Raw genomic sequence first — 23,118 nt, 5'->3', positions numbered from 1 at the left:
ATGCATGTAATCTACACAAATAAAAATGAGATATATTACACGATAATTAACAGGGGCTTATAAAAATAGGGGGATAATTATGAAGATTGACGATTATCGCTTGTTAACTACTTTGGATGAAACAAAAACATTGAGGAAAGCAGCTGAAATTCTCTATATTTCACAACCTGCAGTTACACAAAGACTTAAAGCAATTGAAAATGCTTTTGGCGTCAACGTTTTTATCCGAACTAAGAAACAATTGATTACGACGACTGAAGGTACAATGATAATTGAACACGCTAGAGAAATGCTGAATAGAGAGCGTTTGTTTCTAGATAAAATGCAAGCGCACATTGGTGAAGTTAATGGAACAATATCAATCGGTTGTTCATCTTTAATTGGCCAAACCTTGTTACCTGAAGTGTTGAACTTATACACGAGACAATTTCCTAATGTAGAAATTCAAGTTCAAGTTGGTTCAAGCGAACAAATTAAAGCAAACCACAGAGACTATCATGTCATGATTATTCGTGGTAATAAGATTATGAATTTAAGTAATACACACCTTTTTAATGACGAGCATTACTTCATCTATCCTAAAAATAGGAATGATGAACTAGAAACAATGCCATTTATCGAATTCCAAGCAGACCCAATTTATATTAATCAAATAAAAGAATGGTATGGAAGTCAAATTGGGCAAGATTACCACGCAATGATTACAGTAGATCAAGTGGCAACCTGTAAAGAAATGTTATTAAATGGTGTTGGCGTAACAATATTGCCAGAAATTATGATGAAACATTTAGATCGCGAATTGTTCGAATTTAAACGTGTGGATATCGATAATAAATCGCTCATACGTTCTACGTTTTTAAGCTACGATTCAAGTATGACGCAGTTGCCCCAAGTAGAGTCATTTATAAATCTAATGATGGAATATGTTGAGTAATAAAACAGATATAGATTTGATTTAAGTTTTTATTTTATAATATTTAAATTATTGCACTGACGAAGAAATATATTATTAAGAGAATAGAGGTTGTCTGCATGTTTAGTGCCTTATTACATATTAAAAACTACAAATTATTTGTAGTGAATATGATGCTGTTAGGTATGGGGATCGCAATTACAGTACCATATTTAGTATTATTTGCCACAAATGATTTAGGTATGACTTCCACGCAATATGGACTATTGTTAGCCTTAGCTGCAATTAGTCAATTTATAATGAATACGATAGTTGCGCGTTTTTCTGATACACATAATATTAATAGAAAATTAATAATAATTGCTGCTTTATTTATGGGGGCAGTTAGTTTTTCAATTTATTTCTATATACATGAAATATGGATCTTTATAGCAATGTACGCTATTTTCCAAGGATGTTTTGCACCAGCGATGCCTCAAATGTATGCATCAGCACGTGAATCAATTAATGCTTCTGCATCAAGGAATAAAGCTAAATTTGCCAATGCAGTTTTGCGGTCTATGTTTTCATTTGGCTTTTTATTTGGTCCTTTGATCGGTGCCTTACTACTAAGTGCTAATGGATATTCCGGCTTGTTTGGTGGTACGATTACAATCATTATCTTCACCTTACTATTGCAAGTATTTTTCTTTAAAGATATAAAGACAGAACACACTGTTTCTGATGTAAACCATGTTGAGACAACAGCTCCCAATATGTTAAAGGACAAGTCACTGTTTGTTCCATTTTTAGCGTTTATTTTACTGCATATAGGGCAATGGATCTATACATTGAATATGCCGCTATTTGTGACGAAATACCTTAATGAACCAGAAGGTTTTGTTGGTGGATTAGCAAGTTTGTGTGCTGGCTTGGAAGTGCCGTTTATGGTTATTTTAGGCATATTGTCAGCAAAACTGACAACACGTACCTTACTCATGTTAGGTGGTCTCTTCGGAGGACTATTTTATTTTAGTATCGGCGTGTTCGAAAGTTTAGCCATGATGTTTGTAGGCCAAGTATTTTTAGCGATATTTTTAGCGATACTACTCGGTTTAGGAATTAGTTACTTTCAGGATATATTGCCAGACTTTCCGGGGTATGCCTCAACATTATTTGCTAATGCGATGGTTATTGGACAATTATGTGGTAACTTGTTAGGTGGTATAATGAGTCAATGGGTTGGTTTAGGAAATGTTTTCTATGTTTCTGCAGGATCTATTTTTATAGGCATAATTCTCATTTTCTTTACTAAAGATCAAAAATTTACAGAAGAAAGTATGAGTAGTTAATAATGACAATTATTTTATGGTTATGTATTATAGCGGCATTTGTCTTAGCGTTTATCGGTTTAATTAAGCCGGTTATTCCATCTGTGCTTGTCTTATGGGTCGGTTTTCTAATTTATCAATTCGGTTTTCACAATGGTAACTTGTCATGGGTATTCTATGTATCTATGATTTTGCTTACACTCTTTATAATCGTTGCAGATTTTATAATGAATCAATACTTTGTTAATAAATTTGGTGGTTCAAAAAAAAGTGAGTACGCAGCCCTTGTTGGTGTGATTGTAGGGTGCTTTGTATTTCCACCTTTCGGCATTATTATTGTTCCATTTGCTGCGGTATTAATTGTAGAAATGATTCAAGGACCAAATTTTTCAAAAGCTTTAAAAGCAAGTTTTGGTTCAGTTGTAGCATTCTTAGCAAGTACTATTGCACAAGCGATGATCATGATTATTATGGTAGTATGGTTTTTTGTAGATGCATTACTAATTAATTAAAATCATATTTTGAGCTAATAGTTTCATCTTGAGAATAAAGTGAGCAATTCATTTAATTCTAAGAGTACTGTTAGCTCTTTTTTTGTGAAAAATTATCACTCAAAAATTAAATTAGAACGATTAAATACACATATAATTTTAATGAAAGCGCATTAATATAATAAATTAATAAAAAATTAAGCAATTGCCTTGTTTTCACTAACTTTATTTTAGTATAATCACAAACATGTTTAAAAAACGGAATAGGAGGGGAGTCAAAATGAAATATCCAATAGCTATATGGATGCTTGCTATCGGTGCGTTTGCAATCGGTATGACAGAATTTGTAATTATGGGACTTTTACCAAATATTGCAAGGGACTTTGATGTAACTGTGAGTCAAGCAGGACAGCTAATTACTGGTTATGCATTAGGTGTTGCCATTGGTGGGCCAATCATAGTTATGTTAACAATAAAATGGAATAGAAAGTATCTCTTATTAGTATTGATGGGCATCTTTATTTTAGGTAATTTTGCTGCTTCATTTAGTCCGAGTTATGGATTTATGATGACAAGCCGTATTATTACATCATTAGCACATGGTTCATTCTTTGGTATAGGCTCTATACTAGCCGCAAATATGGTTAGACCAGAGAAAAGAGCAAGTGCCATGGCCTTAATGTTTATGGGACTAAGTTTAAGTAACATCTTGGGTGTGCCATTCGGTACATTGGTTGGTCAGAATTTCGGTTGGCCAATGACATTTATTGTTATTTCTGTTATTGGGGCGATTGCTCTAGTAGGCATCATTATTTTTGTGCCAATGCAACGTGAAACAGTTAAATCTTCAGTATTAAATGAATTGAAAATTTTAAAAGAGAAGCGTTTATGGCTAACATTAGCAGTAACACTATTCGGTTTTAGTAGTGTGTTTGCTTATTTCACATATATCTCTACAGTCTTGACTGATGTATCTAATGTTCAAGAACATCTTATTTCATACCTACTAATTATATTTGGTGTAGGTGTTACATTAGGTAATGTCGTAGGTGGTAAACTTGCAGATTGGAATTTAAATAAAGCATTACAGATGATATTTACAGTATTTATTTTATATTTCGTACTGTTATACTTTATCCAAATGAACGGGTTCTTAATGGTCGCAGGTATATTCTTCTTTGGTCTAATAGGATTTAGTATGAGTCCATCACTACAGTTCAAAAGTACTTTAATTTCAAAAGATGCGCCAACGCTTGCTAGTACATTGAATCAATCAGCATTTAATCTAGGTAATGCCTTAGGTGCCTTTATAGGTGGTCTAGTCGTTACACATTTACCAGTGGCGTCCCTAAGTCTTATCGCACCTATTTTAACAGCGATAGGTTTAATATTCTTATTTATCAGTGTTGCAGTTGAGAAAAAAGAGGGCATGACAACTTAAATTAATGCGGTCATGGTTAATAAATATAGAATATATAGATGTAACTTGCTATAGACACTTGTACGATACTTGTTCAGAAATGGTAATAGACTTTAGAAATCATAAGTAGAAATATTTTTAATTTAGCTAGATACTGAGTTAGATAAAATAAGAGCCTGAGACATAACTCGATATGTCTCAGGCTCTTGCTTTGTTTTTTAATATTAAAATCATGTTCTCACTAAATCATAATGAAGTATTTGCATCTTTATTAATATAGTGATGATCGATATACAATGAAATTGGAATAATTATGAAAGAAATAATAATAAATTTCCAATTACTTATGAAAATGTAAGGACCTACAGCGAGTGCTGCTTGAGGTACAAAAAATACATAAAATATCGCACATAGCAACAGTATAATACTGATGTATGTCATAACCCAAGTCCAATGTGATTTAGTAAAGCATTGCATTTGTACAGTTTTAAAAACCATCCATATAAAAATGAAAATAATGCTAATACCCACGAGTAACATTATCGGAAATGTGTATATATATAGTCGTTTAGCACCGATAAAAAAGCCAATAAATCCTTTTAGAAAACAAAAAATACCAAAGAAAAGTAAAATGTGTTGGAAAATATATTTGAATATGTTGATGAGTGTCTCGTTCGGCAATTTTTTTATTTCTTGTTTTGCGTGTGATTTAGGATCATGATCAAAGAAATCCATAGCAAGTGTGCCTTCTTTTTCGGCTTGTAATAATTGAGTTAATATACGATTCAACATCTTTTCGGAATCATGGGGATTCACACTTAGATCCGCGCGTACATATGTCATATAGTTTTCGAATGTTTCTCTATCAGTATTGTTTAATCGTAGTGATTTTACATTATTTTCACGCATTAATCTTTCAGTAGATTTCATTTGAATTCCGCTACCTTTTTTATAGAATGTAAGAATAAGATATGGCTTATTATGACGAATATCACAATATAAATCAACTTAACTTTTTAAAGGAGGAATTATGGAACAACTTTCACTATCGCAAAATCAATTTATAGAAGAAATTGCCAACATACATGAGCAACAACTTGAACAACAGTATCATGATTACAAAAAAACTAATTTGTCAGTCGCTTTGCGTATAGAAATGATTGAGCGGAGCTTGAAATTAGAAGTGGGTCGCATTTTAATTGAAACATTGGATGGCGTTTTACTGGGATTTATATGGGGAAGGATTGAGGCAGTTGGGTGTAAAGTTGTGATTGAAATGCTCTATGTCCATCCTGAATATAGGCACCAAGGTATAGGTGCCAAATTGAAATCTTCCATTGAAGCGTGGGGGATGAGTCATGGTGCTCAAAAAATAGAAAGTACCGTTGCATATAGCAACAAAAAAATGATTGAAATGAATTTAAACATGAATTATCAGGTAGAGAAAGTAATTATGTCCAAAAAACTATCAGTAATTAATGAAGATAATAATAATTAATGATAAAATTAATATATTATAATGAAAAAGGAGTTCTTACATGAAAAGGTGTTTGGCACTCATATTAGCAGCGACAGTTACATTAACAGCTTGTGGTAAAGATGATGAAAAAGCATCATTGGAAAAAGATGTTGATAAATTAGAAAAACAACAAAAAGATTTGAAAAAGCAAAAAGATAAATTAGAAAAAGAACATGATAAGCTGAAGGATAAATCTGAAAGCTTAGAAAAAGATATAAATTCAGAGACTTAAAACGCATAGATTGTTGGATAGTCGAATGAAAAACGGAGAATGAAAAAATATATCTGTATAATATATAGAAATTAGATTTAATTATACTTTGAAAATATGTTGTAATATTTCCTAGGAAATCATTGTAATATGGTTTTACTAATTGTTATAATGGGTATCATTAAACATAATGTGGATTAGTAAATACGTATAAAAATGCAAAGAAGTTGAAATATAAGGGAGTTATTAATCAACCATTCAGGCTTGAGTTAACGACTAGTTTGGAGTAAGTTACATTTTGATAATTTCCTTACATAGAAAAGAGGTAATGAATATGCACGAACAAGATTTCAATTTATTAGAAGGCAGAACTATCACTTTACCAGAATTAGGTAGAGAAATAGAAAATATTACAGGTAGAGAAATAAAAGACTCTACAGGTGAAATTAAACGTGTGATTGCACACTTACCAAACTTTGAATCTGATACAGATACTTTTGTAGCTACTTACAGATTAAATCATAAAAATGATTTTATTGATGCAACATTCACTGCACCAAAAAGTGAACGCGGCCGTTTGAAAGAAGTTGCAGTAAACGTAGAATTGATTAGTTATATTTCAAGAGCTTAAATGTTGATTATTGATAGAATATGTAGGTAGCGCGATATGAATTGTTTCATAACGCGTTACTTTTATATAGAAATTTATTTTTCAGTATAGAGGTGTAACATATGACAGTTTATATTGAAACTGAACGTTTAAGGTTACGTGACTGGCGAGAGGAAGACTTGTTGCCATTTCAACAAATGAATGCAAATCAACAAGTTCGTAGATATTTCCCTAGTTTATTAAGTTATCGACGTTCAGAACACGATATGAATAAAATGGATGAAGTTATATCAAAATATAATATTGGCCTATTCGCTGTTGAATTGAAAGAGACGAATGGCTGGTTAGGTTTTATTGGATTGAATTATGTACCTAAAGAAAGTAAATATACATTTGAAGAGTTGCCGTTTTATGAAATAGGGTGGCGCTTAATCCCTGAAGTATGGGGGAATGGTTTTGCTACAGAAGGTGCAGAAGCTGTATTGGCATATGCTAAATCTCAAGGTTTAGAAGATGTCTATGCCTTTACTTCAGAAAATAACGCAGCTTCTAGAAAAGTAATGGAAAAAATTGGTATGAAATTATACGATTATTTTGAGTATCCAAATCTTAGTAAATATCATCCACTTAAAAGACATGTTAGATATCATAAAGATTTATCAAAAAACGTCTGAGCAGCGTTGTTTTGATAGTGTACATGGTCATTCCTACAAATGCATAGCGAGTAAGATAAAGGTTGAGGCAAATTTAATTGTCTCAGCCTTTATCATCTTATTGAGTTAGTGGTATGTCTAGATGAGTTTCGCTCAGGTAAACTTTGTATCCTTATCAACCTAGACAACTTTGCTTAAATGAGAAGACCACATCTTGTTAAATAAGTTAGATTTTTGTCTCGCGCTCTATTGATGACGATGGGATAAAACGCGTTAGGATCATTTCGCTTAACTGTTTTAAAGCGCCATCGATGGCATCAGTATCGATATAAGCATACGAGAAACGGATACAATGACGCGCATGTTTATCATAGACTTCACCGGGATTAATTAGTATATTTTCTGTAATAGCTGCATCGAAAAGTTTTTTCATATCGATGGAGAACTTAAATTGGAACCAAATATAAAATGACCCTTCTGGAGTGGACCACGAACCTAAATTACTAAAATATTTGTTTAGAGCTTCTAAAAATAAATTTCTTTTAATTAAAAGTTTATCTTTTAGTCTTTTGAGGTGTTGGTCGTGATATTGCGGCTGTGTTAACCATTCTGTTGCGATATATTGTGATATAGAACTTGCGCCATAGTCATTTTGCATTTTTAAATCAGCTAAATGTGCCGCAACGGAAGGTTTGGCAACGATCCAACCGACACGCAAACCAGGACTTACAGTTTTAGATAAGCTATTCAGGTATAAAATATTATCATTTGTATCAAATGATTTTAAGGGTTTGGGACGTTCATGCTTAAAATATAAATCGCCATAAACATCATCTTCTACGATAGGCATACCGTGTTGTTCGCATTGCATGATAATTTTTTGTTTTTCTTCTATTGAATAACAATGTTGTGTTGGGTTGTGTAATGTCGGTATACAATAAAAAATGCTATTTGCGTATTGTGCTTGTGCTTTAAATATATTGTTAATATTACTTTTAATATCAGAAATGCTTATTTTCTGTATATCAGCTCTAATATTATGCCAAGTACGTATTGAATTAATGTATGAAGGAGATTCAACAATTATTTTGGATTGTGGGATAAGTAAACCATCTGCAATTAGTTTTAAGCCTTGTAGTGCACCAGAGGTAATACAAATGTGGTCAACGGTACATGTGATGCCTAATTTCTCCATATAGTGTACAACTGCTTCTCTAAGCTTGAGGTTGCCTTGAGGTGGTTCGTAATTAGTGTTTAACACATTAGTATTACACTTACTCAAAATTTCTTTGAACTGTTCATTAGGTATAAGATTGGGAGCAAGTTCACCAGTACCTAAACGTATCATGTTGGCGTGGAATTCTAATTTGTTGATTTGTTGAACAAAGTATTGATTATTTTTAGTTGTACTATTACTAATATAGTTTTGCCAATTGATATTGTTTCTAATATAAGTATGCCAAGTATTTCCAGATACATATAAGCGTTGTTTCTCTTTACCTTTTATGATCCCCTGACTTTTAAGGATATCGATTGCTTGTATAACGGTAGAACGATTCACTTGATATTTTTTGGCCATATCTCTTTGAGAAGGTAACTGCATGCCTGGTTCTAATGCTCCGGTATCAATTTGTGAAATGACATCATCAATAATATGTTTGTATTTTGGTTTGAACATAAAATAACTCCTATACAATCTGGGTGGTATTTTAATTTGCATCTGGTTGGTCCAATTTCTGTGCATATAGTATAACATAGTCGGTATAGATGTAATAATTAAAGGAGCGTAGTTTTGTATGTTGCAACCAGCAGTTCACGGATTACTTTTGGCTTTAGGACTTATATTGCCATTAGGAGCTCAAAATGTTTTTGTATTTAATCAAGGTGCTAATCATAAAAGTATCTACAAAACACTACCGGTAATAATCACCGCTGGTTTATGTGATACATTATTAATATTTTTAGCTATTTTAGGGGTCTCATTTATTTTATTGTCTTTGCCTATTTTGCAGATAAGTATATATTGTATAGGCATGGTCTTTTTAGTTTATATGGCATGGTCTTTATGGACATCACATCAATATCAACTTCAAACATATCAACCTATGACGGCTAAAAAGCAAATAGGTTTCGCATTATCAGTGTCATTACTAAATCCACATGCAATTATGGATACGATAGGTGTAATAGGTACAAGTGCTGCAATATATGAAGACGTGGAAAAGATAGTCTTTGCCATTGTCACAGTATTGGTATCATGGATTTGGTTTTTCTTGTTAGCGATAGTAGGGAAGATTATAGGACATGTAGATAAAACAGGGAAATATATTTTGGTATTAAATAAATGTTCAGCAATCATTATCATCATCGTTGCATTGATGATACTAAAACAGTTAATAGCAATTATTTAAATTAAAAGCAAAGGGCAAGGAAGCGAATTTAAAATAATTTACTTCCTTGCCCTTGCTAGTTAGTCATAAGTTCTAACGCCTAAAGGTTTATAATTATTGATAGTTTCAAATAGTGTTTCCGTTGTATCACATAATGGTGCTAAAGTATCGTATTTAGCATCGATAAAGCCTTCTTCAATCATATGAGATAATAGGGATTGTAATGGATCGAAGAAACCGTTGATATTAAATACAGCAATCGGTTTTTGATGAATACCGATTTGTGACCAACTATACATTTCAAAGAATTCTTCTAAAGAACCAGCACCACCAGGGGCCATGATAAATGCGTCTGCTAATTCAGCCATTTTGTTTTTTCTTTCATGCATAGAGTCAACTAAAATAAGTTCCGTTAATTTCTTACTCGTTATTTCTTTTTCATTTAACATATTAGGCATAACGCCAATAGCGCTACCACCATGATCTAGTACGCCATCTTGGATTGCCCCCATAATGCCTACAGAACCAGCTCCAAAGATTAATTCATAACCTTTTTCGGCCATAGTTTTACCTAGCTGATAAGCTTCCGACATATACGAAGGGTCATTTCCTTTACTAGCGCCACAGTAAACAGCAATTCTTTTCATGTTTAATCCTCCTTGTTAAAGTATTGATCTTGTAATATAGATGAAAATGCAGATTCAAATTTAACCAAATCTTGTTCTGCAAACGCAGAAGGGCCTTTTGTACGGCCGCCACTTTTTCTAAATTGTGCACTCGTATGTCTTTGTTCAAGTAAAGTGTCAATATTTTGGTGGTTATATACATAGCCTTTATGATGCATGACAAGCTTTGTTTTATTGAGTAATAGACTTGCAAGACCATAATCTTGCGTAATTACTAAATCATCATTTCCTGCTAGTTTAACAATCCTATAATCAACAGCATCTGGTCCATCATCGACATAAATGGTTTTTACATGTTCTGGTTGTTCTATAGTAGAAAAATGACTGAAACTACGAACGATTGTAACAAAAATGCCTGTCCCTTCAGTCAATTCAATAACTGAATTGATTACAGGACAAGCATCTCCATCTATAATGACTTGTGTCATTAGTGTTATTCGCCTTTATTTTCGTTGTTTTGTTTTACAACGCTTTTAGCAACGTAGTCTTTATATTTTTTGAATTCAGATAAACGTGCTTTTTTATTTTTTGCTCGTACTTTATCTTCTTCTTTGTGACGTTTGTCGATGTTTTTTTGTAGGATTTTATCTAGTTTTTGAATGTCTTTGCGGTTTTCTTTCTCTAATTTTTCGCCTTTTTTCTCAGTTTCATCGTCAAGTTTGCCAGGTGTTAATCCAACTTTCTCCATATGTTTGTTAGATTTTTTCATATCTTTAATACGCTGTTTTTCATTATCTTGACGTGCTTTTTCTTCTTCTTTATGACGTTTGTCAATATTTTTTTGAAGAATCTTATCCATTTTTTGAGCTTCTTTGCGATTTTCTTTTTCTAATTTTTCGCCTTTTTTCTCAATATATGCTGGATCGTGTTCTTTAGCGATACGTTTAAGTTCTCGTTTTTGATCCATGTCGTGTTTCTTATCTACTACATATTCTTTTGCATGAGATGATTTTTCTACGACAGTATCTTTGAATTGTACAGATTTATCTGCAACTGTTTTAGAAGCGCTTACGGTTGCATCGCTCGCTTTTTTAACGTCGGGGTGATCTTTAATTCGTTTACGTTCAACGATTAATGGTACTAAAAACACAGGAGCCACTGTGATTATTGTTTTAATTAATTGCTTTTTGTCCATATGCGTTGCCTCCATTTAATTTATACTATCTTCATATTACCCTATCATACATGAAAATAAACGGTAAATATAGCCTGAGTATAGGATTTATTAGGGAGAAATAGACTAACATTTAAGCAATCTGTAAGAAAAGAATAAAAAGCGGATAAACATCTAAGAAATAGAGTGATGTTTATCCGCTTTAATGTTCAAGCATTTAAATTAGACTTTAAATTATTCTCCTGTGATACCTTGTCCAATACCAAAGCCAAAGTATAGAATGGCGATGATAATGACCAATATAATTCTATAAATTGCAAATGGTATTAATTTAATTTTACTAATTAAGTATAAGAAAGTTTTGATTGCAATTAATCCAACAATAAACGCGGCGATAAAGCCAAGAATATAGAAACCAATGTGATTTAATTGAATATATTCCAAGTTTTTTACTAGTGATAAACCACTTGCTGCAAGCATGACAGGCACTGCCATAATAAACGTAAAATCTGAGGCAGCCTTATGATTCATTTTCATTAATACACCAGTAGAGATTGTTGAACCAGATCTACTAAAACCTGGCCACATTGCTATGGCTTGAGATAGCCCAATAACAAAAGCTTGGAAATAATTGATTTGGTCTACAGTTTGTGGATGGGTAACTCTTTTACTGTAGATGTCAGCAATAATCATATAAATGGCACCTATAAACAACCCAATCATTACTGTTGGTACACTGAATAGATATTTTTCGATAACATCATCAAAGAGCAAACCTAGCACACCTGCAGGAATCATACCTACAATGATATGTAATAAGTTTAGACGTTTTGGCTTTTGGCCAATACCATCAATAGGTTCTGCTCTGTATTTACCTATATGTAACATTTCGAAATAACGCTCACGAAACACCCAAGCGCCTGCGAATACTGAACCTAGTTGGATGACAATTTTAAATGTAAATGCCGATTCAGACCCTAAAAACTCACTCGATTTCAACCACATATCATCTATGAGTATCATATGACCTGTTGATGAAACGGGCGCGAATTCTGTTAAACCCTCAACGATACCTAGAATGATACCTTTAATCAATTCAAGTATTAACATAATTTACCTACTTTCATAGTACTTATAAAATTTTGTGTATTTTCATTTTTTAATGATAGCACAATAAAAATGTATTATGCCACTTAAAAATGTGATTTTAGACTAAAGATGTATATAATTAATAGATAATAGTCATTTTAAAGGACATGTGTAAAGTTACAGTAAAATTCCAATTAAAATTATAAAAATTAATTATGTCTAAAATATGAAAACATCATGAAAAAGTATAGAAAACAATGAGCGAATTAATTTAATTTTTATACACGCAGTCTATAATGTGAGGTAGGTGATATTTGTGAAAAGATTAACAAGTTTAGCAATGCAATATAAAATATATCCTATCTTTATGTTTATAGTTAGTACACTTTTAGCAATTACAGTTGTAGTACAAAATATTTCTATTGCAGAAATTTTAAACGCAATGTTATTAAGCGCTAATCGTGATTTATTCAATTTATTAATGTTTACATTAGTAGTTTTAATAGCACGTGCTACATTTAATACTATAAATCAAATGATAGGCAATCAAATGGCAGCGAAAGTTAAGCGTGATTTAAGAAAGCAACTTATTATAAAGCAATCCAAAGATCCAATTGGTGTGCAAATGAACACTTTAACCGAAAGTGTTGATGGCATTGTTCCTTTTTTTAATAGTTATTTTCCACAAGTATTTAAATCAATGATGATACCATTATTAATAATGATTGCTATGTGTTTTGTTCATTTAAATACGGCGTTGATTATGATGGTCACAGCGCCTTTCATTCCACTTTTTTATATCATTTTTGGTTTGAAAACCCGTGATGAATCTAAAGATAAAATGACTTATTTAAATCAATTTAGCCAACAATTTTTAAATAAAATAAAAGGCCTCATCACGTTAAAACTTTTTAATAGAATTGAACATACAGAAAAGGAACTTTATGAGGAAAGTACTACGTTTAGAGATTTAACGATGCGTATTTTAAGAAGTGCCTTTTTATCTGGCTTAATGCTCGAATTTATTAGTATGCTCGGTATTGGTTTAGTTGCATTAGAGGCTGGTTTAGGTTTGATTTTGTTTCATAATTTAGACTTTAAGACAGCGGCAATTGCGATTATATTAGCACCAGAATTTTACAATTCAATTAAAGACCTTGGCCAATCTTTCCATACTGGTAAACAAAGTGAAGGTTCTAGTGATGTGTTGTTCGAAGTGTTGGACAAGGAGAATAAAGATCCTAAACCTCAAATTCAAATTAATTTAAATCAGCGTGCGTTGATTCGATTAGACCAAGTGGATTTTAAATATAAAGACGCTTCTATGTATGCATTAAAAGATATTAATTTAAGTATAAGAAGCGGGGAGCATATCGCGTTAATTGGAAAAAGTGGCGCAGGGAAATCAACATTAGCGCAACTGATTGCGCAAAATTTGGAAGCTAGTGGTGGCACGATTACTTACAATCAGAAAAATTTAAATATAGGATTCCTTAGTCAGGATCCTTATATTTTCAATGCATCTATACGAGATAATATAACGATGTTTCATCAAGTAGAGGAAGCACAAATATTACAAGTTTTAGACGATGTAGAATTAAAAGAAAAAGTATTATCACTAAAACATGGTTTAGACACAAGCATAGGTGAAGGTGGAGAGATGCTCTCAGGCGGTCAAATGAGACGTATAGAGCTATCAAGAATATTATTGGGGCACCCAGACCTATTAATCTTTGATGAGCCAGCAACAGGCTTAGATGTAAAAACTGAAAATGTAATACAAAATGTGATTGAACGACAGTTTTCTAATATTACTATGATTACGATTGCACATAGAGCACATACGATTAAAAATGCAGACAGACGTATTTTGATTGAACAGGGAGTTTTAAAGTCAGGCGAGATTCGTAAATTAAACGACCCTCAACAAGGCGGTGATGAATATGAAACCACGGATTAAATTTAGTATAGATAAGGATTTAATATTATCTATTTTAGTTGGTGTAGTCGGTAGTTTAGTCGCATTAGGTATGTTCCTTTTAAGTGGTTATATGATTACTCAAAGTGCTTTAGGAGCGCCACTGTTTGCGCTGATGGTATTGATTGTTTCGGTGAAAATGTTTGGATTTCTTAGAGCCGTAGCGAGATATATTGAGAGACTACTTTCTCATAGAACGACATTTACAATGTTACGCGATGTGAGAGTTCAATTCTTCAAAAAGTTACTACCAGTTGTGCCGGATGTTTATCGAAAATTCAATTCTAGTGATCTGATTGCACGTATGATTGGTAGAGTAGAGTCTTTGCAAAACATATATTTAAGAGTTTACTATCCGCCTGTAGTCATCGGTTTAACAGCAATCGTCACAATGGTTACGATATTTTATTTTTCATATATACATGCAGTGATTATTTGTTTGAGTATGATTGCTACGTTAATTGTTATTCCTTGGCTAAGTGCTAAAAGGGCACGTATATTAAAAAGACAAGTAAATGAAGTCCAAGGTAAATTTTTAAGTCAATTTTATGATTATAAAGAAGGTTACGATGAATTAACACGATTTAATCAAACGGAATATTATAAAAAGCAAGTTATAAAGCAATTAGATGCGTATGAAAGTGTACAAGCTAAAGAGCAACGTTTTCTATCGCTTTATGAATATAGCTTGAATGTTGTAGCGATGATTGCATTATTTTTCACTTTATACTTAGGTGTTGTTCAAGTACAAAACCAGCAATTAGATGTTGTGTATTTGACGAGTATTGTTTTAATGATGTTAACATTATTTGAACAAGCGATTCCAATGAGTAACGTGGCTTATTATAAAGCTGATACGGACCAAGCATTAACTGATATTAATGAAGTGATTGCACATCCAACGACACAAGGTGATGAATCGATGCAAATGGGAACGTCCGATGCATCGCCTTTAATGCAATTACGAGACGTTGATTTCAAATATTGGAACCAGTCCACACCTGTATTATCCCAGATTGACTTAGTCATAAATCAAGGAGAACACGTAGCGATAGTAGGGCCGTCTGGTTCAGGTAAAAGCTCTTTATTACAACTTATGCTAGGTCTATATCAAAGCGATAAAGGGGAAATACTTTTACATCAACAACATATTTCTAAAATAGTAAATGAAGCTAAATATAGTTATATCAATGCACTCTTACAATCCCAACAATTGTTTGATGGTACTGTAAGAGAGAATTTATTTTCAGAACAAGAAGACGATGCCCTTAGAGAAGTATTAGACCGAATTGGATTAGCGCACATTGATTTAGATAGAGTGATCACACTTTCTGGTCAGACATTATCTGGAGGAGAAATACAAAGGTTGGCTTTAGCAAGACTATTATTAAAACCTGCTTCACTTTGGATACTTGATGAACCAACAACTGCTTTAGATGTGCATCATACCAATGTAGTTATGGATTTAGTACAAAAGCAAGCTGAAACTTTAGTTGTAGCTACGCATGATTTAAGGTTGTTACCAAATTTTGATAAAATTATTGTTATGCAAGAAGGTGCTATTCTAGAAGAAGGTAGTTATGAAACTTTAGCTACTAAAGAAAATGGCTATCTACAACAAATGATTAAGATTAATGCTTCGTAATGTTATGAAACATTATAAATTCTAAAATTATGTGATTTTAACTTGGTTTAAAAATACCAAAATAAGGCTTACTTTCAATTTTATGGAAGGCAAGCATTTAAGGGTTTCTAAGTCGAAAAATCAGTGGTATTGCAAACAAGGATGTTTAAGATTTATAGTTTACAGTATGAAGTTTTATAATAGTCAAAAAAGAGCTCAAACACCAAAGTGTTTGAGCTCTCTCTTTAAATCAAGTATATTTAAGGAATCATTTTGATATATCTTTGACCTTTAATTTAGGTAGAAAAGCTTATTTTGCTTTTTCTTCAGTAAAGGCATCGATTACTTTTGCAAGTAATCTATTTAATTCTTTAGATTCATCTTCATCAAGAGAAGATGCAACTGCAACATCTTGACATGCAGTATCTAATTCTGGACGAATTGCTTCGCTCTTATCAGTCAAATGAATAAATACTTCACGTTGATCAACTTCAGAACGTTCACGTTTGATTAGATCAACTTGTTCCATTCTCTTAAGTAATGGAGATACAGTACCAGTATCAAGCGCCAATTCTGTAACGACTTTTTTGACATTGACAGGTGATTCACCCCAAAGAATAGTAAGTACTAAAAATTGTGGGTATGTTAGTTTGTATTTCTTAAAGACATTATTTGAGTAGTAGCGATTTACTTGTCTTTGAGCATTATACAAACTGAAACAAAGTTGTTCCTTTAAATTAAGTGGTTCAGACATAAGTTCTCCTCCAGACATTCTATCCGTTTTCTTTACTTTGCATCGGACCTGAATCCGTCTAACGTTGTGTGTGACACTTCCTCAAACATACTTTTGCACTGTGCCATGCTAAAATATAGCGTGTATAAAGTTTAGAAGATATCTAATATTTTATCAAGTGAAAGATTAATTATACGAAAAAATTATCTTTTACACAAACATTTAAATTTATGAAATGAGTGAGATTTTTGAAAAATATTAAACAGCCTAAAATAGCTATTACCGTAGTAACAGGTTTTTTAGGTAGTGGGAAAACAACTTTTCTCAGTAATTATGTAAAATATTTACTAAATAAAAATGAAAACCCAAGTATCATCGTAAATGAATACAGCAATTTAGATATAGATAGCAATGCATTAAGCCATGATATAGAGGTTGCATCGATATTAAATGGTTGCATATGTTGTGACTTGCAACGGGATTTAATAAAACAATTAAAACATTTTATTAACAAAAGTGCAATGCACCATATTATAATTGAGGCGACGGGTATCGCACACCCAGTTGAAATTATTGCGGCTTGCCAAGATCCTGAAATCGTTGAACACCTTGCCACACCGGTAGTTATAGGCCTAGCAGATGCGCCGAGATTTTTGGCTAGAGCCCAATATACTAATAGTACAATACAATTGATGGAAGAACAATTAAAAGTGAGTCATGCAATTGTGATCAATAAAATGGATTTGTTGGAAAGTGTTGAGTACGATAAGATAAAAGAAATTGAAAAAATTAATCCACAAGCACCAAAATTTTATACATCATTTGCTGATTTAGATATGGATAACTTAATTTTAACTACAGATGATAGTATGTCACCTTTAGGTCAACCAATGCATCATCATGGTATTAAGAGCATGCAGTATCAATTTACTGGACCAATTGATCGTCAATTATTCTATCAGTTTATTTTACGACTACCTGATAATGTTCTAAGATTAAAGGGATACGTAAAGTTTCACGATGCACCAAATGATATATATGAATTTCAATATGCATTTGGTTTGCCAGATTATGAAGTCATCGATACAACGATGCCGTTAACAATTGTAATGATTGGTGAACAAATAGATGAAAACCAACTGCGCAATAAATTGGATATGCTACAGTTCACTTGATTATTGAATAAAATAAAAAGGGTGTTGAAGATATATGAATAAAGTGAAAATTAATCAATACGTTTCTTTTTCGAATGTAATACAAGGGTTTTGGAGAGCGAAAGACTGGAACTGGACATCTCAACAATTAAATAGATATTTGAATGAATTAGTTGAAAGAGGTATCACTACTATGGACCATGCTGATATTTATGGCTCATACAGCTGTGAAGGTATCTTTGGTGAAGCACTAAAACTATCACCACAACTGCGCAATCAAATTGAGATTGTAACTAAATGTGGTATCGTATTGCCATCAAGTCCACTTCATGAAACAAGTGGCCATCGCTATGATCATAGTAAAGCGCATATTATTCAATCTGTTGATCGTTCACTACAAAACTTACAAGTTGAACAACTAGATTCTCTGCTTATTCATAGACCATCACCTTTAATGGATCCTAACGAAGTGACTGAAGCAATAAAAGCATTGGTTAAACAAGGGAAAGTTAAGTCATTTGGTGTTTCAAACTTCAATAAATCTGAATATGATTTACTAAGTAAATGTCTAGTTTGTGATAAATTGCATATCACTTTAAATCAACTAGAAGTGTCGCCATATACTTTAGACGCTATTGAAAATGGTATCATTAATCATATGTATAAAGATGATGTTAAAATTATGTCGTGGAGCCCTATGGCAGGTGGTAAATTATTCGATTTAGCAGACGAAAAATCTGCTAGAATCATGGCAGTTGTTTCTCCTTTAGCACAAAAATATAATGTAACCTCGAACGGTATCATTATGGCATGGTTAAATAAACACCCAGCATCACTCATGCCTGTGTTAGGCACACATAAAATTGAACGTATTGATGAAGCGATTAATGGCTTGAAGGTGTCACTGACAGATCAAGAATGGTTTGATATTTATACGGCTTCTTTAGGTCATGACATCCCGTAGTTTAAAGTTTGAAGGAGTAAAGATAATGAATACACAGAACGAACAGCATCAATTAAATCAACATAAGTTTCAACGTAATTTTATTAATTTTCCGTTTTTAGGTTTTGCCTTAGTCATTGCAATATTAAATATTGTGTATCCTGATATTAATATAATGATGACACTTTTTGGACTGTTTTTCTTTTATAATGGTGCTATTTTATTCATAGCATTTATTAAACATTATAAACGGACAATTGTTTTAGCATTGATACTAACAATTTTAAGTATGATTCTATTTGGCTTATCAATGTATTTATATGCGTTAACAAATAATCTATTTTAATGCTTTGTTTTAACGACCTTTAGGAGGAAATGAATGGAACAGTGGATAACGCATTTTATGGAGCAACATGGCTATTTAGGTATAGGATTATTAATTTTTTTGGAAAATATATTTCCTCCAATACCATCTGAAATTATTTTAACGTTTGGTGGTTTTATGACAACCAAGTCTGATTTAGGCTTTATTGGTGTGACAATCACTTCAACGCTTGGTTCTGTTATTGGTGCTATGGTTCTCTATGGTATTGGTGCCTGGATTGGTGAGCGAAACTTATATCGCTTTGTAAATCGTTACGGTAAGTTTTTACGTGTGAAAACCAAGGATATAGATAGAACGATTAATTGGTTTGAAAAGTATGGATATTGGACAGTTTTCTTTTGTCGTTTCGTGCCACTGTTAAGAAGTTTAATTTCTATCCCAGCTGGTTTAACTCGAATGAATATACCTTTGTTTATTTTGTTTACTACGCTTGGTACGTTAATTTGGAATATCGTGCTGATTTATTTAGGGCAAGCTGTGGGCGGCAATTGGCATGCAATTGTTTACTACATGGATATCTATTCCAAAATTATTTATTTCGTTTTAATTGTTTTAGTCATTTTTATAATTTGGAAATGGATTAAAAGGCAAAAAACACATAAGTAAATTTGATAATTTAACTTAACGAAATGAAATCATTATCGGTAGTTAGAGATGATATAATTTAAGTAACGTAATCAAGAGATTGTATGAGGGAGTTGCTTTTATGACAAAACAAAAAGTTTCAATTATCGGTGGTGGCAATACGGGTGCAACATTGGCTTTTATTGTTGCTCAACAAGAGTTGGCTGACGTTGTACTGATTGACCGTCCAACAAATGAAGGTCAAGTTAAAGGGAAAGCACTAGATATTTTAGAAAGTAGTCCGGTCTATGGTTTTGATGTAAATGTAAAAGGATCCGTTGATTATACTGATACAAAAGATTCAGACGTTGTAGTGATTACAGCAGGTGTTCCACGTAAACCTGGGATGAGTCGTGACGATTTAGTACAGGTTAATGAGGCGGTTATGCACGATGTTACAAAAGAAATCGTGAAATATTCACCTGATTGTAAGATTATCGTACTTACAAATCCTGTAGATGCTATGACTTATTCAGTATTAAAAGCTTCTGGTTTTCCGAAAGAGAGAGTAATAGGACAATCCGGTGTATTAGATACATCAAGATATCTAACGTTTATTGCTGAAGCTTTAAATGTTTCTATTAAAGATATCAAAGGTTTAGTATTAGGTGGTCATGGCGATACGATGGTTCCGTTAGTAGATTCAACTAATGTTAATGGTGTACCACTTCATAAACTACTTGATGCACAACAAATTGAGGCAATTGTTGAACGCACGCGTAAGGGTGGTGCAGAAATCGTAGAATTACTCGGAAATGGTTCAGCTTATTATGCGCCAGCTTCAGCAGTATACAGTATGATTGAAGCGATATTGAAGGACCAACATAGACTACTGCCTAGTATTGCACTACTAGAAGGGGAATATCAATTTACAGATATATGCTTAGGTGTTCCAACAATATTAAGTTCAAATGGTATTGAACGTATTGTAGATTTAAATTTATCTGATGATGAATATGAACAATTAAAAGTTTCTGCAGAGTCAGTTCAAGAAGTTAAACAAGCATTAAAGCTTTAAAATTTATGGCATAATGCTATCATTTTAATTAGTGATTTATATATAACGCTTAAGTTAAGGGTTGGGGCATAATAACATGCCTCAGCCCTTAATTTTGATAGCGGTAAGGTAGTAGTAAAGATTCGTTAACATAGGTTTGCTCAGCTAATAAAAGTATGAAAATGTGACAGAATGTAGTTGGTTTATTTAGGAAAATGAATTGATTGTTAATCACATTATCATAATGGATGAACCAATGTATAGGCACATAAAAAGCTGTCGACAAATGCTTGAGGCTTGTCGACAGCTTAGTCCTATTTAGGAAAGTATATAAATTATTACATATATTTATAGGTATGAGCCCGTTTGTTTATAATCATAAAAATAAATGCTTCGTAAATCTATTAAAATCTAAAAACACAAATATATAAAGTTACGTATTCAAAAAACGTCAATATATACATATATTTTAATCTTAATTTTACGTTGATAGGAACGCTCCAATTTGGATAACGACGTTCATAATAAAATAGTTGTAGATAAAATAAACCAATACCTAATGGGAACAACATCAATATAATGCTATGAAGATAAGAAAAACCTACATCATGTAATAAATGTCCGATGATTAATTGACATAGTATTAAAACAATAATGAGAACTAAAATATTCAAAGTCATTTTACGCTACGCACTCCTTTCGCAAATAGGAATATAATCACTTGTAATGCAATAAGTAATAAAATAAAACGTAACGTATCAGTATTTAAGCTCGAAGATACTTCATTAAAAATACGAAGTGGTTCATGAATAAGATAAACTGAATGTAGACGTAAGAAGCGTCCAATAAATATACCGAGACCATTTAAGAACATCATAACTACAATAATTAATCTATTGAGCCAGAGATGTTGCGTGAATTGTTCCATTTCTAAAAACATTAGAATTAATAGGTAAATAGCTAGTAATACGCCAGATACAAGGAATGCAAAATATGCCCATTCACTAATTACTAAACCTTGATAGAAATTGAAATTAAACTGATTTAAATGTATTAAGTCAGTAATCATATACAAAGTATTTGGTACCATCAAGACAAAAATAAGTGTGAAAATAATGAATAATGGCCACTCATATTTGTATTTTGGTTTAAATAAATTTAACAGTAAGCATAGTTCAAACGGCACATACGCTAGAAATAGATTAAGCGTCATAAATTGGAAATAATTATTGAAAAATATTGAAATTAATATCAATATAAGGAAAATGCTTCTAGCGATATAACGCGCTTGCATAAATACACCTACTTTCTTTTTAATTAAGCGCTAATATAATAGATTACTAATGAATTGTAATTTGGTTGTACATGAGTAAATGCAATCTAAAACTTCTTTTGTGCTAATAGGCGAAGATAAATATTAACCTATGTTTTTGAAATATGAGACTACATGATACATTTTTTAAATATAAATTTCAATTATTAACTTAAGCTATACATGTTAAACAAACAGACATAGCGTTGTAGTAGCGTATTAAAGCATGTGATTTATAGGAGGATAAATACAAGTATAAAAGCAGAGATGCTTCTATTATATTGAAACATCTCTGCTTATGCTTACTACTCATCTTGTTGATTGAGGAACGTTTAATCAAAAGTTATATTTTTTACTTTGATTAACAAATTATAAATCTAACAGGTTTAATCCAATTGTTTCACTGTGTTTGCGGTTTATATCTAAATTTGTCATTGTGATTACAATTTCTGCTGTAGCAGAAACGACGGCTTTAGTTAAATGTCCGCTCAATGTTTCATATTGGTTAGTTCCGAATGTCGCATGTAAATGCGCAAAAGGCTTATCGTCAATATGAGAAATATTACCCATTAAACTGATGAGCTCTAAAGGTTCATCGATGGTTTTCTTTTCATAAGTTTTGGTTTCTAAATTATAGAAGTTAAGTTCTGCGCTAGCACATGCACCGATGCCACTAACTGTGCCAAATCGCCCACCTTGTTCTGTTGCAATATCTGTTACTGCAGTTACAATGTCTTCACCTTGTTCTAATACTAAAACAATCGTCTTACCATCTACTTGATAAATCATAGGAAACCCCCATTCTGAAAATTAGATACATCTTTATTATACAAGTTATAATTACGATATTATATGATAGTGATTAGAAAATAAATTTTTTATTGTCATTTCTCATGAAACTGTTATAAAATGTTCTAATATTAGGCTTGTTCTCGTATATTAGAGAATTGAAAGTCACTTTA

26 protein-coding genes are annotated in these 23,118 nt (G+C 32.2%); 16 read left to right on the top strand and 10 right to left on the bottom strand.

Going from position 1 to position 23,118, the window contains the following annotated elements; all coding sequences use genetic code 11:
* Positions 1 to 79 precede the first annotated feature (79 nt).
* The 4 genes from D9V42_RS06910 to D9V42_RS06895 all read left to right on the top strand — a co-directional run bounded on the left by D9V42_RS06910 (position 80) and on the right by D9V42_RS06895 (position 4,155).
* Complete coding sequence (locus tag D9V42_RS06910) at positions 80 to 934, top strand: LysR family transcriptional regulator (protein ID WP_017722586.1); 855 nt, start codon at positions 80 to 82, stop codon at positions 932 to 934.
* A gap of 98 nt (positions 935 to 1,032) precedes the next feature.
* Entirely contained in the window at positions 1,033 to 2,244 is a 1,212-nt protein-coding gene (locus tag D9V42_RS06905; protein WP_122064110.1) for a sugar efflux transporter, read from the top strand.
* Between the two features lie 2 nt (positions 2,245 to 2,246).
* On the top strand, positions 2,247 to 2,735 hold the full coding sequence (locus D9V42_RS06900) for a DUF456 domain-containing protein (protein WP_122064107.1): 489 nt from the start codon (positions 2,247 to 2,249) through the stop codon (positions 2,733 to 2,735).
* A gap of 259 nt (positions 2,736 to 2,994) precedes the next feature.
* A complete protein-coding gene (locus tag D9V42_RS06895; protein ID WP_107554511.1) occupies positions 2,995 to 4,155 on the top strand; it encodes an MFS transporter in 1,161 nt (386 codons plus the stop codon).
* Positions 4,156 to 4,380: 225 nt separating this feature from the next.
* On the opposite strand, the gene D9V42_RS06890 is transcribed toward D9V42_RS06895, so the two are convergent.
* Entirely contained in the window at positions 4,381 to 5,064 is a 684-nt protein-coding gene (locus D9V42_RS06890) for a DUF1129 family protein (protein WP_122064104.1), read from the bottom strand.
* Between the two features lie 100 nt (positions 5,065 to 5,164).
* Here D9V42_RS06890 and D9V42_RS06885 point away from each other — a divergent pair, with 100 nt between their 5' ends.
* The 4 genes from D9V42_RS06885 to D9V42_RS06870 all read left to right on the top strand — a co-directional run bounded on the left by D9V42_RS06885 (position 5,165) and on the right by D9V42_RS06870 (position 7,148).
* Positions 5,165 to 5,632, top strand: a complete 468-nt coding sequence (locus D9V42_RS06885; protein ID WP_122064101.1) for a GNAT family N-acetyltransferase — start codon at positions 5,165 to 5,167, stop codon at positions 5,630 to 5,632.
* Positions 5,633 to 5,672: 40 nt separating this feature from the next.
* The gene (locus D9V42_RS06880; protein ID WP_107531662.1) at positions 5,673 to 5,885 is read left to right on the top strand and encodes an SA0632 family lipoprotein; all 213 of its coding nucleotides are present in this window, start codon (positions 5,673 to 5,675) and stop codon (positions 5,883 to 5,885) included.
* A 313-nt stretch (positions 5,886 to 6,198) separates the two neighbouring features.
* Positions 6,199 to 6,495: a hypothetical protein gene (locus D9V42_RS06875; protein WP_017722579.1), complete on the top strand. Its 297-nt coding sequence runs from the start codon at positions 6,199 to 6,201 to the stop codon at positions 6,493 to 6,495.
* 101 nt (positions 6,496 to 6,596) lie between these two features.
* Positions 6,597 to 7,148 carry a GNAT family N-acetyltransferase gene (locus tag D9V42_RS06870; protein WP_107530494.1) on the top strand — a complete coding sequence of 184 codons (552 nt, stop codon included), beginning with the start codon at positions 6,597 to 6,599 and terminating at the stop codon, positions 7,146 to 7,148.
* A gap of 205 nt (positions 7,149 to 7,353) precedes the next feature.
* Here the strand turns inward: D9V42_RS06870 and D9V42_RS06865 are convergent, their stop codons facing one another.
* Positions 7,354 to 8,805: an aminotransferase-like domain-containing protein gene (locus D9V42_RS06865; protein ID WP_122064099.1), complete on the bottom strand. Its 1,452-nt coding sequence runs from the start codon at positions 8,803 to 8,805 to the stop codon at positions 7,354 to 7,356.
* Positions 8,806 to 8,923: 118 nt separating this feature from the next.
* Between D9V42_RS06865 and D9V42_RS06860 the strand changes: the two genes are divergently transcribed.
* Positions 8,924 to 9,538: a LysE/ArgO family amino acid transporter gene (locus D9V42_RS06860; RefSeq protein WP_107554507.1), complete on the top strand. Its 615-nt coding sequence runs from the start codon at positions 8,924 to 8,926 to the stop codon at positions 9,536 to 9,538.
* Between the two features lie 59 nt (positions 9,539 to 9,597).
* Here D9V42_RS06860 and D9V42_RS06855 read toward each other — a convergent pair whose 3' ends face one another.
* The 4 genes from D9V42_RS06855 to D9V42_RS06840 all read right to left on the bottom strand — a co-directional run bounded on the left by D9V42_RS06855 (position 9,598) and on the right by D9V42_RS06840 (position 12,427).
* Positions 9,598 to 10,164 carry an LOG family protein gene (locus tag D9V42_RS06855; RefSeq protein WP_122064096.1) on the bottom strand — a complete coding sequence of 189 codons (567 nt, stop codon included), beginning with the start codon at positions 10,162 to 10,164 and terminating at the stop codon, positions 9,598 to 9,600.
* A 2-nt stretch (positions 10,165 to 10,166) separates the two neighbouring features.
* Complete coding sequence (locus tag D9V42_RS06850) at positions 10,167 to 10,631, bottom strand: YaiI/YqxD family protein (protein ID WP_122064094.1); 465 nt, start codon at positions 10,629 to 10,631, stop codon at positions 10,167 to 10,169.
* Between the two features lie 5 nt (positions 10,632 to 10,636).
* Positions 10,637 to 11,338 (bottom strand): hypothetical protein, encoded by a 702-nt coding sequence (locus tag D9V42_RS06845; RefSeq protein WP_107554504.1) that lies wholly within the window; start codon positions 11,336 to 11,338, stop codon positions 10,637 to 10,639.
* Positions 11,339 to 11,551: 213 nt separating this feature from the next.
* Complete coding sequence (locus D9V42_RS06840; protein WP_122064092.1) at positions 11,552 to 12,427, bottom strand: undecaprenyl-diphosphate phosphatase; 876 nt, start codon at positions 12,425 to 12,427, stop codon at positions 11,552 to 11,554.
* Between the two features lie 295 nt (positions 12,428 to 12,722).
* On the opposite strand from D9V42_RS06840, the gene D9V42_RS06835 reads away from it, so the two are divergent.
* Together D9V42_RS06835 and cydC are read left to right on the top strand one after the other, a co-directional pair.
* Complete coding sequence (locus D9V42_RS06835; RefSeq protein WP_122064090.1) at positions 12,723 to 14,366, top strand: ABC transporter ATP-binding protein/permease; 1,644 nt, start codon at positions 12,723 to 12,725, stop codon at positions 14,364 to 14,366.
* Positions 14,350 to 16,029 (top strand): thiol reductant ABC exporter subunit CydC, encoded by a 1,680-nt coding sequence (cydC, locus tag D9V42_RS06830; RefSeq protein WP_122064087.1) that lies wholly within the window; start codon positions 14,350 to 14,352, stop codon positions 16,027 to 16,029. The genes D9V42_RS06835 and cydC overlap by 17 nt, the downstream gene beginning before the upstream one ends.
* Before the next feature lie 289 nt (positions 16,030 to 16,318).
* On the opposite strand, the gene mgrA is transcribed toward cydC, so the two are convergent.
* Positions 16,319 to 16,762 (bottom strand): global transcriptional regulator MgrA, encoded by a 444-nt coding sequence (gene mgrA, locus D9V42_RS06825; RefSeq protein WP_017722569.1) that lies wholly within the window; start codon positions 16,760 to 16,762, stop codon positions 16,319 to 16,321.
* 227 nt (positions 16,763 to 16,989) lie between these two features.
* Between mgrA and D9V42_RS06820 the strand changes: the two genes are divergently transcribed.
* The 5 genes from D9V42_RS06820 (at position 16,990) to mdh (ending at position 20,865) form a co-directional block, all read left to right on the top strand.
* Entirely contained in the window at positions 16,990 to 17,916 is a 927-nt protein-coding gene (locus tag D9V42_RS06820) for a CobW family GTP-binding protein (RefSeq protein WP_122064084.1), read from the top strand.
* 34 nt (positions 17,917 to 17,950) lie between these two features.
* Positions 17,951 to 18,859, top strand: coding sequence for an aldo/keto reductase (locus D9V42_RS06815; protein ID WP_122064082.1), 909 nt, complete (start codon positions 17,951 to 17,953; stop codon positions 18,857 to 18,859).
* Between the two features lie 25 nt (positions 18,860 to 18,884).
* Complete coding sequence (locus tag D9V42_RS06810) at positions 18,885 to 19,184, top strand: hypothetical protein (protein ID WP_107554499.1); 300 nt, start codon at positions 18,885 to 18,887, stop codon at positions 19,182 to 19,184.
* Between the two features lie 33 nt (positions 19,185 to 19,217).
* On the top strand, positions 19,218 to 19,829 hold the full coding sequence (locus D9V42_RS06805; RefSeq protein ID WP_122064079.1) for a DedA family protein: 612 nt from the start codon (positions 19,218 to 19,220) through the stop codon (positions 19,827 to 19,829).
* A gap of 100 nt (positions 19,830 to 19,929) precedes the next feature.
* A complete protein-coding gene (gene mdh / locus D9V42_RS06800) occupies positions 19,930 to 20,865 on the top strand; it encodes a malate dehydrogenase (protein ID WP_107530481.1) in 936 nt (311 codons plus the stop codon).
* Positions 20,866 to 21,248: 383 nt separating this feature from the next.
* On the opposite strand, the gene D9V42_RS15445 is transcribed toward mdh, so the two are convergent.
* From D9V42_RS15445 to D9V42_RS06785, 3 genes are all read right to left on the bottom strand, one after another.
* Positions 21,249 to 21,524: a hypothetical protein gene (locus D9V42_RS15445; protein WP_107554496.1), complete on the bottom strand. Its 276-nt coding sequence runs from the start codon at positions 21,522 to 21,524 to the stop codon at positions 21,249 to 21,251.
* The gene (locus D9V42_RS06790) at positions 21,521 to 22,138 is read right to left on the bottom strand and encodes a DUF1361 domain-containing protein (protein ID WP_107554495.1); all 618 of its coding nucleotides are present in this window, start codon (positions 22,136 to 22,138) and stop codon (positions 21,521 to 21,523) included. Before D9V42_RS06790 ends, D9V42_RS15445 begins: the two co-directional genes overlap by 4 nt.
* Positions 22,139 to 22,525: 387 nt before the next feature.
* Positions 22,526 to 22,945, bottom strand: coding sequence for a PPC domain-containing DNA-binding protein (locus D9V42_RS06785; RefSeq protein WP_122064076.1), 420 nt, complete (start codon positions 22,943 to 22,945; stop codon positions 22,526 to 22,528).
* Positions 22,946 to 23,118 lie beyond the last annotated feature (173 nt).

The sequence above is a fragment of the Staphylococcus pseudoxylosus genome (assembly GCF_003697915.1).
GTDB lineage: Bacteria > Bacillota > Bacilli > Staphylococcales > Staphylococcaceae > Staphylococcus > Staphylococcus pseudoxylosus.
The sequence above is the reverse complement of the archived record's forward strand: the minus strand, read 5'-3'. Positions and strand labels throughout refer to the sequence as shown.